Raw genomic sequence first — 14,641 nt, 5'->3', positions numbered from 1 at the left:
AACTACAAGCCGGGTGAGCCGGCTGAGAGGGATGGACGCGGGTCCAAGACCAGGTCCAACACGCACTCCGCACGTCGGCCGCACCGACTTTCCGTATTCTTTTCTCCGAACGATGGAACACGAACGTTCCACCTGTTCGGCCATCGCTCAATAAAACAGACTTAACCGCTTCCGTTTGACGTTCAACAGCAAGCCCAAGGCCGCCATGGTCATGATCGTGGCGCTTCCGCCATAACTCACCAGCGGCAAAGGAATGCCGACGATCGGAAACATCCCCGCCGTCATACCGATATTGACCACGATGCAGAAACACAACATCGCCACGATCCCCACGGCGAGCAGCGCTCCAAGCTGATCCTTCGCTTTGGACGCGATTTCCAACGACAACCAAATCAGCGCCACAAACAACGTCAAAAGTACGACCACGCCCAGAAATCCCCATTCTTCCGCGAAGACAGCGAACACAAAATCGGTATGCCCCTCAGGCAAAAACTTCAGTTGACTCTGGGTGCCGCCGTAGAGCCCTTTCCCCAACAGTTCCCCAGACCCGATCGCGATTTTCGATTGAAGGGCATGGTAGCCCTTTCCACCCGGGTCGTATTCGGGGTCGACGAACGCCATAATGCGCTGTCGCTGGTAATCATGCAAGGACCCCCACACGCCCTCCCACGCAAACGGAAACAACATGATCGAGAAGAGCAGAATAAACCCTAGGGCTTGCGAACGAATGCCCACCATGAGGAGCATGGCGGCATACACCGCGACAAAGCTGAGTCCACTGCCCAAATCAGGTTGTTTCAAGATAAGGAGGAGGCCTGGCAGCACCAAGAGTCCTGGGATAATAACACGCTGCAGCCACCCCACACGAGGGGCTTTTGAATAATAGTGGGCCAACACCAAGACGAGGATGAGCTTGGCGAATTCAGACGGCTGGAAACTGAATGGACCCAATGCGATCCACCGCTGAGCCCCTTTGCTCGTTCGCCCGTCGAATAACACAAAGACCAGCATCAGCAAGATAAAGACGTAGGCAGGATAGGCAAACCGCGCAAGTTGATGGTAGTCCGATGCCCACATGATGATGAAAGCCGCCGCACCGAGACCGATCCATATCAACTGTTTGAGATAATACGGCGCCGCCCCACCTTGCTGCCCGCGCGTGACACTATAAATGGACATCACCCCGATCCCCAGGATGGCAAGGATCAAGGCGACATAGCGGATATCGAAACTATCGAGGCCTCGATGCTCGGTCAATCGATCGATCATGAGTCTTTCGATGAGCGCCCGAGCCCATTCACGCTGGGGAGATCCGAGGTGACGACGGGCGCCTGGCTGGTGAGCTTCAGATACGTTTCAATGATTTCTTTCGCAAGAGGAGCAGCGGTGGCCCCACCGTGCCCCATATGTTCGGCGAGCACGGCAACGGCGATCTTCGGCGATTCCACCGGCGCAAAAGCGACAAACCACGCATGGTCTCGGAACTTTTTGGGAATGCTTTCTTCCGGTCCGGTCCGGAGCGCCGCGACTTGAGCCGTGCCTGTTTTTCCGCCGATCGTCACCATGGAGGATTTGGCTTTCGTTGCCGTTCCCTTCGTGACGACGTCAGCAAGGGCGTCCTTGATGATGCGGAACGTTTCCGGCTTTGCATTCATTTTTCCGCGTGGAACAGCCGGCAATTCTTGAAGGTTTCCCGAAGTTCGATCCATCACCGCCAACACCAGACGAGGGCGGTAGTTGATTCCATCGTTGGCGACTGTGCCGACGAGACTCGCCATTTGTAACGGCGTCACGGTCACATACCCCTGTCCGATGGCGGCTGAAATGGTCTCTCCGGGCAACCACTGTTCGTTCTTGGCTTTTTGCTTCCATGCAGTGGATGGCATGATCCCGGATCGTTCCGACGGTAATTCTACTCCGGTGACCTTCCCAAGCCCGAAGTCCTTCCCAAACTCGGCAATCACATCGATCCCCATCCGTTGGCCGATCGTATAAAAGTACACGTCACAGGAATGGACCAATGCATTGTGTAGATTGACGTACCCATGCCCGCTGGCTTTCCAGTCATGATACAGCCGCTTCCCGAACTGGTACCCCCCATTACAGTACACGGTGCTGGAAGGCAACATGGTTTTTGTCTCCAACGCGGCAACGGCCATCGGGATCTTGAAGGTTGACCCGGGAGGATACTGCCCCTGTGAGGCACGATTGTTCAACGGACGCCCTTCGTCTTGCACGATTTCCACCCATTGCTTCGCGGTCAGTTCTCGCGAAAGCATGTTCGGGTCAAACCCTGGACGACTGGCCATAGCCAGAATATCGCCGCTGTTCGGATCGAGCGCAACGATGGCGCCCTGTTCTTGCCCCAGCAGATCTTCGGCGAGCTTTTGGAGCCGTACATCAATGGTGAGATAGAGGTCGTTTCCCGCCTGCGGCCTCTCGACAACCGAGGCTTTCTTCTCGTGGCCGAGTGCGTCGACTTCCACGCTCTTCTGACCGGCCATTCCTCGCACGTGCCGATCATACGACTTTTCCACACCATATTGCCCCACGATGCTGCCTTGATGGAGATCGATAAATTCGGGCTTCTCCAACTGATCTGCTGAAATTTCTCCGACATAGCCGAGGAGATGGGCCGCCGTCACGCCGCCTGGATAGTTGCGCTGCGACTCAACCTGAATCATGACCCCGGGCATGTCGAGACGATGGGATTCGACCAGCGTGGCATCGCGCAGCGTCATGTGGTCTTTGATTTTGCGCGGAAGCAAATTGCTGCCTTTGGCCGTCATTTTTTTCCGCACGATGGTCGGGTCGAGACCGAGCAAATCAGTCAGCTGCTGAATCAAGGCTTCGCGATCCTTCACGTCTTCAAGCGTGACGTAGAGACTGAAGCTCGGGACGTTATTCGCCAGAAGGACACCGTGCCGGTCATAGATCAGACCACGTGCTGGTTCGAGCAAGACCAATCTGGTCCGATTGTTCTCCGATAAATCTCGATAATACGGCCCTTCGCGGATTTGAAGATGCCAGAGCCGCAGGCCGAGCAACACCACCACCAACAACAGTCCCACCCGGAGAATGAAGAGCCGCCGATGAAGGTCGCCGAATTCTGATTCTGAAGAATGCACCGTCACCATACTGAACGCCTACATTCGAGACTCTGACATCAACTGCTCGATACTCCAACGACTCCACATGATCCAGTAGATCAGCCCTCCGATCACCGCATCAAGACAGGCTTGCGGCAGCACCACGTTCCAGACGGCCCACCACCAATCCTGTTGCACGCTGAGCTGTAGAGCGAACGGAGCAACCAGCCCAGCCAAACAGGAGACCACCAGCAGTCCCGCCACCAAGACGACAGGACTCAGGTAGACGACCTGCCGGCCCGCGAGGCCTGCTACGAACCCCACGGTTCCCTTCAAGACCACACTGGAAATCAGATCTTGCGCCGAGAACAGGCTCACCGCCCATCCGAGCGCAAGCCCCATCAACAAGCCATCAAGCTCTCCTGCTATGAGACCGATCAAGCACACTGCCACAAAACCAAGATCCGGCCTGACGCCCCAGAAACTGATGTGAGGCAAAAGAACGGACTGTATCGGCACCAGACCAACGATCATGGTCGAATAGATGAGGGCTTTCATGGCTTGCGCTTCGGGACGCCAAACCGCTCCCCTTCGGTCGGAATAGAGGGAGACCGAATGACCAGCACTTCCTCGACCCGATTCGGATCGACCTCCGGAGAAAGTTCTGCCGATTGGAACAGCGCTTCCTCTTCCTTATCGATTCTGATGATCGTGCCGATCGGTATACCGCGAGGAAACCCCTCCACTAATCCTGACGTGACGACGTGGTCGCCCGGCCGCGCGTTGGACAGCAACGGAATGTACTTGAGCCGAGCTTGTCCCTGCGTCGTCCCTTCGACTATTCCCTCATCTCTGGTGCGCTGGATTAATCCGGCGATCGCATTATTGGGATCCGTCACGAGCAGGACGACGGCGGTCGAGGCCGTGGTCTTGACGACGCGACCGACCACACCTGCCGGAGTGATCACTCCCTGGTCCGATTGAAGCCCGTCGGAGGCCCCTTTGTTCAAAATAATCGTCTTGTACCAATTGCCGGTATCGCGCCCGATGACTTGGGCGGCCACGGATGTGGGAAGGACTTGTTTCTTAAACTCCAGCAGTGCCGAGAGCCGCTCCGTCGCCACCGAAGCTTCTCGCAGCTGCCCGTTTTGTTCCTTGAGAAGGTCCAGCTCTCTCCTCAACTGTTGATTTTCTTCTTCAACCCCTTGCAGGGCCACATATCGTCCCCAGACACCGGCAATTCGATCTTGGATTCCGGCCACGGCCTGGAGAGGCCAACTGATAATCCATCCTAAGGGACCGCCCACTTCCTGAAATACACTTTGGAGTTGACCGGGTAGAAGCAAGAAGCCGATTACGAGAACGACGACAAGGAAGAGGGCACCACGCCTAGCGCTGTACGGTACGCGAAAATTGACCATCCGCATGAGGGATGGCACCTTACCGGAGGTTGTTCGCTTGAGACATCACCGATACCTTTCGGAGGAGATCCAGCTCATCCAGAATCTTGCCGACTCCCAACACCACGGAGGTCAGCGGATCGTCCACCGTAATGATCGGTAAGTTCGTTTCTTCTCGGAATCGTGTGTCCATCCCTTTCAGGAGGGAACCTCCCCCCGTCAACACGATCCCGCGATCGATAATATCCCCTGCCAGCTCGGGCGGGGTGTTTTCCAATGCAATCTTGATCGCGTTCACGATCGTTCCAATGGGTTCTTGCAACGCTTCACGAACCTCGGCGTCATCGATGACCAACGTGCGCGGAATGCCGGAAATCAAATCCCGGCCCTTGATCATCATGGTTTTCCGCTCCTCGAACGGATAAGCAGATCCGATTTCAAACTTGATCCGTTCCGCCATGTGCTCGCCGATCAATAAGTTATACTTTTTCTTGATGTAATTCATGATCGCTTCGTCCATGCGATCACCGGCAACCTTGACCGACTCGCTGTACACGATGCCGCCCAGCGAAATGACGGCGATATCCGTCGTGCCGCCTCCCACATCGACGACCATGTTGCCCGATGGCTCCGTGATCGGCAACCCGGACCCTATGGCCGCGGCGACGGGCTCTTCGATCAGATACACTTCTCGCGCCCCGGCCAATTCGGCTGAATCGCGTACGGCGCGTTGCTCGACCTGCGTGATGCGGGAGGGCACGCCGATGATGATGCGAGGCCGCACAAACGCGCTGCGATTGTGGGCCTTCCGGATAAAATGTTTCAGCATTTGCTCAGCCATCTCGAAGTCGGCGATCACCCCTTCCTTCATCGGCCGAATCGCGACAATATTCCCCGGGGTGCGACCGAGCATTTTCTTCGCATCTGCTCCGACGGCCAGTACCTTTTCGCTCTTCTTTTCAACGGCCACGACGGAGGGCTCGTTCAGCACGATCCCCTTCCCGTGAACATAGACGAGCGTGGTTGCGGTGCCTAAGTCAATCGCCAGGTCATCGGAGAACCAACCGAATACATCTCCTGGGAACCCCACGACGTCTCTCCCTTCATCTTGGCCTGGCGATCCAGCGCCCGGCTTGTGTGCTTCCTGTACGACTTACCTAATCTGGGACCGCAAGTTGACCGGCATCTAATACCTGAGTCCTTGCTACTTCATCGCCAAGTCGACGACCCTGCTCATTCCCAATGATCAAAAAACTCTCAAACGCTAAAATGGCAAGAGATACGAGCCATCCGATGTATGGGACCGCATATGCGATCTGTGCGACACCCAGCGGAAGATTCCGGATGATCGACTCTCGGAAACCGGCCGTATCCCGGCCATCCAATTGCATGGTTTGCAGACCCACCAGCCGTTTGCCGATACTTTTTCCGCCCGCAAACCCGTCGGCAATCAAGATGTAGGCCAAGCCGGAAAGAAAGCCGACCGGAGGAGCAATTTCGTCGGCGGCGACGACAACGAACAGATCGATCAATTTCGCGATGAACCGATTCAGGACATGGGCCTTCGGATAGACTCTCGTTTCCAGCGCCGTCGAGGTTGGCCCCCCTGCCAAGGAATCTCCTTCTAATTGGTGGCAAAGTATAACAAAATGCATCAACTTGCACAAACAAAGACCGATCTTTCCCTGGTTTTCTTTTCGAAACCTTCCTGAACCGGCTTTCTGCCTCCTGGAAGCAGATGCAAAGGAAGCTGGTCTCTCAGACAATCAACGTTTGCACCCCGCCCTCGTACTGCCCCGCACTAACCACCCCGCACTAACCACCCTTGCCTTCCGTCCGGTCCACAAGTAGACTGTTGATTCACAAAAGAAGAGGAATGACATGATCAAGACAATGCGCGACGCATCCCACAACTACCCTTGGTTGCTCAAATCCATCATGGGTATCCTAGCTATAGCCTTCGTGATAACCATGGGCTGGTGGGGCTTCGGGGAACAAGCCGGTGGACCAGTCGCCAAGGTCGGTGATCAATCAGTGTCGCTCGATGAGTTCAAACGTACCTATGAAAACATGCACCGCATTTACAAAGAAAACGTCAAAACCGATTTCAAAGAGGAAGAGTTCAAAGAATTCGTCGTCGGGCAACTCGTCGACAGTCGTGTGTGGATTATCGCAGCCGAAGAAATGGGCGTGCGGGTTTCCGATGCCGATTTGCGCGAACTGATCATGCAAACGCCGGTCTTTCAGAAAAACGGCGCCTTTGACCCCGATCTCTACAAGCGCGTCCTAGCCGCCAATCATCTCACCCCAGCCGCGTTTGAGTCGATCCAGCATCAGGAAGTCCTGGCCAATAAGGCTCGCATGATCGTCCGAGACTCCGTCGGCCTAACCCCAGCTGAGATTGCCGAAGGACAGTCTCTCATGACCAGGCCACAGGATTCCGATCCCGCTAAGGCAGCAGAAGCCAAGCAGCGGGTGCTGGATGACATGCTCCTGCAGAAGCAGCAACGGGCCCTGATCTCATTCCAACAATCCATGAAAGCCAAGCTCCCGATCACGGTCCGCCGAGAACTGCTGTAAGACCCAGCCGGTAACCATTGCCGGCTGACGGCAATTGCTGTGTAGAGGCCGACAGCCACATATCATCTTCGTGCTATGCTACACTGCGTCCATGATTCCTCCTCGAACTGTAGCTCCGCCGCTGCTGCTGTTACCGGCTTACCTAGGCACATCATCCATTGAAGAAGCCATTCGCACAGCCCGAGGCCGGCGAGTTCTTTGGCTTGAAATTCTAGTCAATGATCAGCTGGACCTTACACCGTGGCTCTCAGAACCAGCCGTGCATGCGGCATTCCTCACTGCATGCCGGTGGTACACCCACTATCGGCAGCTGATCACGTTCGTCCTGAACCGTGCACCCCTTCCTACCAATTCCGGACCAATCGACTCTCGGGATTACCGGACCTTTGCCGAGGCGCTCTACTTTGCCTACTCTCACCCTTGACCAGCTGGTCTCCCTTCTCACACGCTATGTCACCGAGACCGGAGAAACGCTTGATCTTCTCCTCATCGGCGCGCTGGCGTTACCGGCCTATGGAATTTCAGGTCGCGCCACTCACGATGTGGATGCTGAAGTAGCAGGCCCGATTGGGAACTTATTGGGCTTTCTGACCAGCGCACAGGTTCCGGCGGATCTGACGCAAAACTTTTCAGGCTGGTCGATTGTCGCAATGCCTCCAGGATACCGAGACCGGGCGACCATGTTGATTGATCAGCCGAATCTTCGCATCCGAATCCTTGCACCAATTGACTTCGTACTCGCGAAACTACGTCGTGGCACCGATGTGGATTTGGAAGATGCCTTGCTTGTCGCCCAACAGCACCGGATCAGCGCCGAGGACATCCGTATCAACGCACGATCAGCTCTCGCAGCCTCTCCACAAGATACCGCCCTCTTTCTATTCCGCAAGACTGTCGAACTGTTTTGCCAGAATTTACCTCAAAGCACAGAAAACTAATTCTGACCCAAAACACAAGTGGAGAGCTTCTGGGCAGGAACGAGTCACATCGCAACGGACGTCTGTCGCTCACGAACAGCTCATCGCTACTCACGACTGATTACCACTGATACGACGCCACTCACGAAGAGTAACGGTATCCTATCGCGCGCCATTGGAATTCAAAGAATCAGCATCGCATCGCCGTAGCTGTAGAAGCGGTATCGTTCTTTGACTGCTTCTTCGTAGGCCCTGCGAATCGGATCGATTCCGGCGAAGGCCGACACCAGCATCAACAATGTGGTCCGCGGTAGGTGAAAGTTCGTCATGAGGGCATCGACGACCTGAAACTGAAACCCTGGGGTAATGAAGAGCCGGCTCTCGCCACTCATCGGGACCATCTCCCCCTTTTCTTTGACGACGGTTTCAAGCGTGCGGACAACCGTCGTACCGACGGCCACCACCCGGCCACCAGTTCGTTTGGTCTCTTGGATGGCTCTCACAGTCCCCTCGCTGATTGTAAAACTTTCTGATCCCATTTGATGATCTTCAATCCGCTCAGTCGTTACCGGCTTGAACGTACCAGGACCGACATGGAGCGTCACCGTGGCAACGTTGATTGCGGCTTCGCGCAGTCGTCGAAACAGTTCTTCCGTGAAGTGAAGCCCGGCAGTCGGCGCGGCAATCGCTCCGTCATGTTTGGCAAAGACTGTCTGATACCAGCGATGATCTTCCTGGGTCGCCGCACGCTTGATGTACGGTGGAAGGGGCATCACCCCTCGTATTTCGAATAATTGTGTGACCGGCGCAGGACTATCCACCACCACCTCAGTGCCTATCGCATCACGTTTCACGATGGTCGCGCGAGACTGTTGATCGAACTCGATGACCTGGCCGACACGAAATGTGCCTTTGACCATAACCTCCCATCGCCTCTCACCAAGATCTTTCACGAACAACACTTCGACCCGCGTGCCGGTCGGTTTCTTGATTCCAGGCACTCGTGCGGCCATCACCTTGGTATCGTTCACCACCAGCAGATCACCCGGTTCCAGGAGATGTGGAAGTTCAGAAACATGACGATGAACGAGTTGTTCCGTCGTTCGATCCAGGAGCAGCAACCGAGCCCGATCACGAGGGCTAATCGGCTGCAACGCGACCAGGGAAGAATCGAAAGGGAAGTCGAACTCAGAGAGTTGCATCAGGAGGGAGGCGGCGACGGTACCGGAGGTGCTTGGGTCAATGACGCATCCTGAAGCTCCGTCCCAGGATAGTAATAGCGAAGAATGCTCGAAAAGGAGTAGCCCAAGTCAGCCAGCTCCTTTGCGCCCCACTGGCAAAGACCAACCGCATGACCGGCTCCGTAACCGGAGATGACGACGTCCTCCCCGACCGACTCAATCGTAAATTGCGTGCTGGGTACCACCGTATACCCGACCGCTTTACGCAGGTCTTCGCCCCGGATCGTTAACTCGCCGCTCGAGTGCACGATCTGCAATGTCGCAACTCGTCCAGCGCGGCTATAAGCAAGCGGCGTAATCGCCGAGATTGTTCCTACGGCATACCCTTGCTGGCGCAAATTCTTCTCCAAGGTGTCGATCTTCAAGGATGCCTTCCACTGATAGTACGGAGACTCGATGTCGAACGGGCATTCCACACCCTTCAAATAAGGGAGATCCTTCGACCACACAGTCATGGCATCTTCCGTAATTCCCGCAGCGGTCGAAGAGAAGGCAGCATAGATCGGAGCGCCTTGATAGGTCACTACAAGTCCCCTTGTAGCTTCCACCGCCTCCACCACCCGTGCGTCGATGCCTTGGCGGCCGCGATATACCTGATCCTGAATCCCTGCGACCACATCATAATCCCGAGTGGAGCTGAGCATGCGCTGGTACAATGCATAGGTTCGAGTTGCGACTGCCTGCACCTTCAGCAGCTCACGATGCCAGGCCGGGTTCACCTCTGCCGGTACGACACCTTTGACATACTCTTCCAAATCGACATGATTGACGAGGAGCAATCCCTTTCCTCGCCGAACGAGCTGAATCAATCCACTGACTTGGAGGGCACCCTTCTCATCACCTGTATGAAGCGCCGTCCGGTTACCATTCTGATTCAGCCGGAGTTTAAGGTCGTGAATTCCCGCCCGTAACATCAGTTGATCAGTCACCACCGGTTTGCCGTTGAGGATCAACGCATGGCCACGCACCTTGATTCGCAGAACAGGCCGATAGGACCAGGCCTGACCATGTTCGTCAGTCACCCAAATGGTCTGATCCGTCTGTACTTCCAGCTGCTGAACATCAGGAGCCAACAGCACGCGAATCGATTGCGCCGCCTCTGCCTCCGGCATCATAATCAAGCCGAGGCAGATCCCCAATCCAGCTGCGCGAGCCCGGAACGGTGCTGTCATCATCGGCGGAAGAACCATCCTACGAGATAGAATAGCAGACTCAGAAGGACACTGAGAACGATGCTCGTCGCGACGGGGAAATAGAAGCTGAAGTTATCACGTTTGATGGAGATATCACCGGGAAGTTTGCCGAGCCAGCTGAAGACATTCCCTAATCCAGGAAGTCGGTCCACAGCGACCAACAGGGCCCCAAGCGCAACGATTCCAAGCCCCAGGCCGATAAGAACCTTGCCGAAAGCGCTCCATTCCGGCATCAACTTTCATCCCATGAGCAGAATATCCAATCAGTCTGGTAATACAACACCGGGCGCTAGCTATTCACCAGACATTCGGCGATCTGAATAGCATTCAGCGCCGCCCCCTTGCGAAGATTGTCGGAGACGACCCAAAGATTGAGGCCGTTTGCGATCGATTCATCCTCCCGAACACGACCGATATAGACCTCATCTTTTCCGGTTGCATCGAGCGGCATCGGGTACAGCTTCTTCACTGGATCGTCATAGACAATCACGCCGGGCATGGCCGCCAGCGCAGCACGCGCCTCATTCGCCTTCAATGGACGCTCTAGTTCAACATTAATCGCCTCCGAATGACAGCGCAACACGGGCACACGCACCGTCGTGGCCGTCACCTTGAGCTTCGGCGCACCGAGTATCTTTCGAGTCTCTTTCGCGATCTTGACTTCCTCCGAGCAGTCGCCCCCCTCATTGAACGAGCCGATGTGCGGCAACAGATTGAAGGCAATCTGATAGGGATAGACGTTGGCGGTGACGTCGCGAAACGCGAGCAAATCCTTCGTTTGATCCATCAGCTCATCCATGGCCGCAGCGCCGGTCCCCGAAACCGATTGAAAGGTGGTGACCACTACACGCTTCACCCCCACGGCATCATGAAGGGGCTTGAGCGCCATGACCAAGGGCGTGGTCGTACAGTTGGGAATGGAGACGATTCCACGAGGCATGGCGCTCAAGGCAGCCGCATTCACCTCCGGAACCACCAAGGGAACCTGATCATCCATGCGGAACACCGCACTATCGTCGATCACCGCAATGCCGGCGGCGCCCAGTCGTTGACCGTAGTCTTTGCTGATGGCATCCGTGGCTGAGATAAACGCCAGATCGACACCCACGAACGACGAGGATTCAGTCAGCTCTTCAACTTTCCACTCCTTGCCCTGGCATGTCATCACTTCGCCGGCCGTTCGTTTGGACGCAAAGAGCCGGAGGTTCATCAACGGAAATTTGCGCTCCTCCAAGATCTCAAGAGTCTCCTTGCCCACCGCGCCGGTCGCGCCAAGGACCGCCACCGTATACCCTGGTTTCTTCTTGATCATGAACGGCCTACTCCGATGCTAATACACGAATGCGATGATTAAAGGTGTCGGCCACCAGCAGCATTCCATCGCGATCCGCAACGATACCGAATGGGTAACATAAGCTTGCTTCTTTTGCGAGGCCGTCGTCGCCGGAATAGGATGGAACTCCTTGCCCCGCCAGGCAGAACGCCTCTCCGGATGTTCGATCCCATTGTCTGATGAGGTGATTGTCTGAATCGGTCAGGAAAAGGCGTCCCTCCTGGTCCAATGCGATTCCCGTCGGCCGCGAAAGGCTGGGTGACGGCGCATCTGACGACGACTCATAGCGATAGACTCCACCGTCGCCGGCCACCGTGGTGATCAGCCCTGATGGCAGATCGACGCATCTGACTCGGCCGTTGAAGGTATCGGCGATATAGAGGTGGTCGCCCGCGAGCGCCAATCCACTCGGACCAGCAAGGGCTGCGTCGCTAGCCGGCTTGCCATCTCCGTCGTACGTTGCCATCCCGGTTCCCGCAACCGTATGAATCACGCCTGTCTTGAGATCGACCATCCGCACACGATGATTGCTCTGATCGGCGATATAGAGTCGACCTTCGTCGTCCACAACCAGCGCTGCCGGTTCATTGAGCGCAGCCTGGTACGCAGGGCCGCCATCACCGGAGAATCGCGCTTGACCAGTTCCGGCCACTGTTGTGATGATGCCGGTTTCTGAATCGACCATCCGCACGCGATGGTTCATGGTATCGGCAATATATAAATTCCCCTCGCGATCCACCGCGACTGCCGTGGGGAAGTTCAGCTGCGCATGCACCGCGGTCTTCCCGTCCCCGCCATACCGCTTGATAGACGTGGCTGGTTGATTCATCCAATACCGGACGGTTCCACTCAAATCGGCTTGCTGAGTAAATTTCGCCGAACCGGTTTCTCCGGCACCATCGGCCAAAGGGTCTTCATCCGTAGGCTGGGCGGGTGGGTCCCGTTCCACAGCCGAGCCTATGTGGTCATCCCCGGACATGCCGGCTACCGTTGAGATGACACCGGTCGCACGGTCGACTTTGCGAACGACATGATTTTCGGAATCGGCCACATAGACGTTGCCATGGAAATCGATCGTCACGCCTTTCGGCTCGTTCAAGCGGGCCTGTATTGAAGGTCCGCCATCTCCGGTATAACCGGACTCGCCGTTGCCGGCGAGTGTTCTGATCATCCAAGTCGAAAGAGTAGCTGCCATAGTTCAGAGCCGATGACAGGATGCTGAAAAAGTCCGCCAGCTTCGTTCTCGCATCGCTCAGAGGTTCAACATACGACTCAATGTATGCCTCACCTCCTCGCTCGCTGCGGCCTTGCTGGACGGCCTTTTTGACCATCCTGCAAGCTAACATCATTCGGAGTAGTCTTTTAATATCCTACTAATTCAGGTTTCGGACAATCGCCTCACCCATCTCCACAGTGCCGACGATCTTCGCTCCTGGACTCTGAATATCTTTGGTCCGATATCCAAGATCGAGCGTTTTCACGATGGCCTGTTCGATAGCTTCCGCTTCCTTCTCCAGTTGAAAGGCATACGACAGCATCATGGCGACTGATGAGATCGTGGCAATGGGATTGGCAATATTTCTCCCTGCAATGTCCGGAGCGCTTCCATGAATCGGTTCAAAGAGGCCGACCTTGGCCCCGATACTCGCAGACGGCAACATCCCGATCGAACCGGTCAACATCGCCGCTTCATCGCTGAGAATGTCTCCGAACATGTTGTTGCAGAGCAAGACATCGAATTGTCGCGGATTCCGCACCAACTGCATGGCAGCGTTATCCACGTAGATATGGCCCAGTTCGACGTCCGGATAGGACGCGTGGACGTCGATGACCACCTTGCGCCAAAGCTCGGATGATTCCAACACATTCGCCTTGTCGACCGAGGTGACCTTCTTGCGCCGTTTTCGTGCCGCCTCGAACGCAACCTTGGCGATCCGCCTGACTTCTTCCGTCGTATAGACTTCCGTATTGACTCCGCGCTCTTCACCGTTTGGCAACTTTTCGATCCCCTTTGGTTTGCCGAAATAGATACCACCGGTGAGCTCGCGGATCACGAGGATGTCGATCCCCTCGACAACCTCGCGCTTCAACGTGGACGCATCCACCAGATTCGCATAGAGCTTGGCAGGCCTCAAGTTGGCATAGAGCGCTAAGGCCTCGCGGATTCCCAGCAGCGCGCGCTCCGGTCGCAGGCTGTACTCCAAGCTTTCCCATCGAGGTCCCCCGACGGCGCCGAGCAAGACAGCATTGCTTTGCTTGGCAAGAGCCAATGTGTCATTCGGCAGCGGTACGCCAAACTTGTCGATCGCCTGCCCCCCGATATCGGCTGCGACAAACTCGAACGAGTGCCCGTACTTCTCGGCAATGATCTTCAAGACCTTCACGGCTTCAGGAACGATCTCGCGTCCGACTCCGTCACCGGCCAGCACCGCAATCTTGGCCTTCACTGTCGCTCCTTTCGATAATCCAATCGGCTCATGGCCTATTCCAGTATCGTTTCGTCTTCCATCCGCCAGGCAGGATCAACGAGACACAAGAACTCGACGTCGGTCTCCCCGGTATTTTCGACAAACTGTTGTCCTCCCGGCGGCACGTAGATGGTCGTGCCGGCTTCGATCAGCGCGACCTGATCGTCGATCGTGAAGCGGCCCCGCCCTGCAATGAAGTAATAGACTTCCGCCGAGGCCAAGACGTGACGCTTCGAGCGTTGACCGGACGGTAATGTCCCGTGGGCAAGACTATAGCTCAATTTGAGCTGATGCTTGGCAGGATGAAAAAGCTCCCGCAAGCGAGTCTCATCTCCCGCCAGAAACTCGGGACGATCCGCCGGCGTCACCTTGAACAAGGACAAGCCCCCTCAATCTCTCAGACCCCACCAGGGAAGGTGA

15 protein-coding genes are annotated in these 14,641 nt (G+C 55.9%); 2 read left to right on the top strand and 13 right to left on the bottom strand.

Going from position 1 to position 14,641, the window contains the following annotated elements; genetic code table 11:
- Positions 1-147: 147 nt before the first annotated feature.
- The 6 genes from rodA to P0119_15730 all read right to left on the bottom strand — a co-directional run bounded on the left by rodA (position 148) and on the right by P0119_15730 (position 6,102).
- Positions 148-1,269, bottom strand: coding sequence for a rod shape-determining protein RodA (gene rodA / locus P0119_15755; GenBank protein MDF0667510.1), 1,122 nt, complete (start codon positions 1,267-1,269; stop codon positions 148-150).
- Complete coding sequence (gene mrdA / locus P0119_15750) at positions 1,266-3,137, bottom strand: penicillin-binding protein 2 (GenBank protein ID MDF0667509.1); 1,872 nt, start codon at positions 3,135-3,137, stop codon at positions 1,266-1,268. Before mrdA ends, rodA begins: the two co-directional genes overlap by 4 nt.
- A gap of 9 nt (positions 3,138-3,146) precedes the next feature.
- Entirely contained in the window at positions 3,147-3,647 is a 501-nt protein-coding gene (locus P0119_15745; GenBank protein MDF0667508.1) for a hypothetical protein, read from the bottom strand.
- Positions 3,644-4,516, bottom strand: coding sequence for a rod shape-determining protein MreC (gene mreC / locus P0119_15740; GenBank protein ID MDF0667507.1), 873 nt, complete (start codon positions 4,514-4,516; stop codon positions 3,644-3,646). The genes P0119_15745 and mreC overlap by 4 nt, the downstream gene beginning before the upstream one ends.
- A gap of 13 nt (positions 4,517-4,529) precedes the next feature.
- Positions 4,530-5,579, bottom strand: a complete 1,050-nt coding sequence (locus P0119_15735) for a rod shape-determining protein (GenBank protein ID MDF0667506.1) — start codon at positions 5,577-5,579, stop codon at positions 4,530-4,532.
- 67 nt (positions 5,580-5,646) lie between these two features.
- Complete coding sequence (locus P0119_15730) at positions 5,647-6,102, bottom strand: RDD family protein (protein MDF0667505.1); 456 nt, start codon at positions 6,100-6,102, stop codon at positions 5,647-5,649.
- Positions 6,103-6,370: 268 nt separating this feature from the next.
- Here P0119_15730 and P0119_15725 point away from each other — a divergent pair, with 268 nt between their 5' ends.
- Together P0119_15725 and P0119_15720 are read left to right on the top strand one after the other, a co-directional pair.
- Positions 6,371-7,069, top strand: a complete 699-nt coding sequence (locus P0119_15725; GenBank protein ID MDF0667504.1) for a SurA N-terminal domain-containing protein — start codon at positions 6,371-6,373, stop codon at positions 7,067-7,069.
- A 404-nt stretch (positions 7,070-7,473) separates the two neighbouring features.
- Positions 7,474-8,007 carry a DUF6036 family nucleotidyltransferase gene (locus P0119_15720; protein MDF0667503.1) on the top strand — a complete coding sequence of 178 codons (534 nt, stop codon included), beginning with the start codon at positions 7,474-7,476 and terminating at the stop codon, positions 8,005-8,007.
- A gap of 161 nt (positions 8,008-8,168) precedes the next feature.
- On the opposite strand, the gene queA is transcribed toward P0119_15720, so the two are convergent.
- The 7 genes from queA to P0119_15685 form a co-directional block, all read right to left on the bottom strand.
- Positions 8,169-9,188 carry a tRNA preQ1(34) S-adenosylmethionine ribosyltransferase-isomerase QueA gene (queA, locus tag P0119_15715; GenBank protein MDF0667502.1) on the bottom strand — a complete coding sequence of 340 codons (1,020 nt, stop codon included), beginning with the start codon at positions 9,186-9,188 and terminating at the stop codon, positions 8,169-8,171.
- Positions 9,188-10,402 carry a SpoIID/LytB domain-containing protein gene (locus P0119_15710; GenBank protein MDF0667501.1) on the bottom strand — a complete coding sequence of 405 codons (1,215 nt, stop codon included), beginning with the start codon at positions 10,400-10,402 and terminating at the stop codon, positions 9,188-9,190. Before P0119_15710 ends, queA begins: the two co-directional genes overlap by 1 nt.
- On the bottom strand, positions 10,399-10,653 hold the full coding sequence (locus P0119_15705) for a DUF2905 domain-containing protein (protein ID MDF0667500.1): 255 nt from the start codon (positions 10,651-10,653) through the stop codon (positions 10,399-10,401). The genes P0119_15710 and P0119_15705 overlap by 4 nt, the downstream gene beginning before the upstream one ends.
- Positions 10,654-10,709: 56 nt before the next feature.
- Positions 10,710-11,732, bottom strand: coding sequence for an aspartate-semialdehyde dehydrogenase (locus P0119_15700; protein ID MDF0667499.1), 1,023 nt, complete (start codon positions 11,730-11,732; stop codon positions 10,710-10,712).
- Positions 11,733-11,739: 7 nt separating this feature from the next.
- Complete coding sequence (locus P0119_15695) at positions 11,740-12,924, bottom strand: SMP-30/gluconolactonase/LRE family protein (protein ID MDF0667498.1); 1,185 nt, start codon at positions 12,922-12,924, stop codon at positions 11,740-11,742.
- Positions 12,925-13,126: 202 nt separating this feature from the next.
- Complete coding sequence (gene leuB / locus P0119_15690) at positions 13,127-14,200, bottom strand: 3-isopropylmalate dehydrogenase (GenBank protein ID MDF0667497.1); 1,074 nt, start codon at positions 14,198-14,200, stop codon at positions 13,127-13,129.
- Between the two features lie 35 nt (positions 14,201-14,235).
- Positions 14,236-14,604, bottom strand: a complete 369-nt coding sequence (locus P0119_15685) for a cupin domain-containing protein (GenBank protein ID MDF0667496.1) — start codon at positions 14,602-14,604, stop codon at positions 14,236-14,238.
- Positions 14,605-14,641 lie beyond the last annotated feature (37 nt).

It is taken from the genome of Nitrospira sp. (assembly GCA_029194665.1).
Lineage (GTDB): Bacteria > Nitrospirota > Nitrospiria > Nitrospirales > Nitrospiraceae > Nitrospira_D.
This window is presented reverse-complemented; position numbering and strand designations above follow the sequence as displayed.

Excerpts from the sequence above, each read along its gene's own strand:
- rodA (MDF0667510.1), bottom strand. The coding sequence starts at position 1,269 with ATGATCGATCGATTGACCGAGCATCGAGGCCTCGATAGTTTCGATATC.
- mrdA (MDF0667509.1), bottom strand. The coding sequence starts at position 3,137 with ATGGTGACGGTGCATTCTTCAGAATCAGAATTCGGCGACCTTCATCGG.
- P0119_15745 (MDF0667508.1), bottom strand. The coding sequence starts at position 3,647 with ATGAAAGCCCTCATCTATTCGACCATGATCGTTGGTCTGGTGCCGATA.
- mreC (MDF0667507.1), bottom strand. The coding sequence starts at position 4,516 with ATGCGGATGGTCAATTTTCGCGTACCGTACAGCGCTAGGCGTGGTGCC.
- P0119_15725 (MDF0667504.1), top strand. The coding sequence starts at position 6,371 with ATGATCAAGACAATGCGCGACGCATCCCACAACTACCCTTGGTTGCTC.
- queA (MDF0667502.1), bottom strand. The coding sequence starts at position 9,188 with ATGCAACTCTCTGAGTTCGACTTCCCTTTCGATTCTTCCCTGGTCGCG.
- P0119_15710 (MDF0667501.1), bottom strand. The coding sequence starts at position 10,402 with ATGATGACAGCACCGTTCCGGGCTCGCGCAGCTGGATTGGGGATCTGC.
- P0119_15705 (MDF0667500.1), bottom strand. The coding sequence starts at position 10,653 with ATGCCGGAATGGAGCGCTTTCGGCAAGGTTCTTATCGGCCTGGGGCTT.
- P0119_15700 (MDF0667499.1), bottom strand. The coding sequence starts at position 11,732 with ATGATCAAGAAGAAACCAGGGTATACGGTGGCGGTCCTTGGCGCGACC.
- P0119_15695 (MDF0667498.1), bottom strand. The coding sequence starts at position 12,924 with ATGATCAGAACACTCGCCGGCAACGGCGAGTCCGGTTATACCGGAGAT.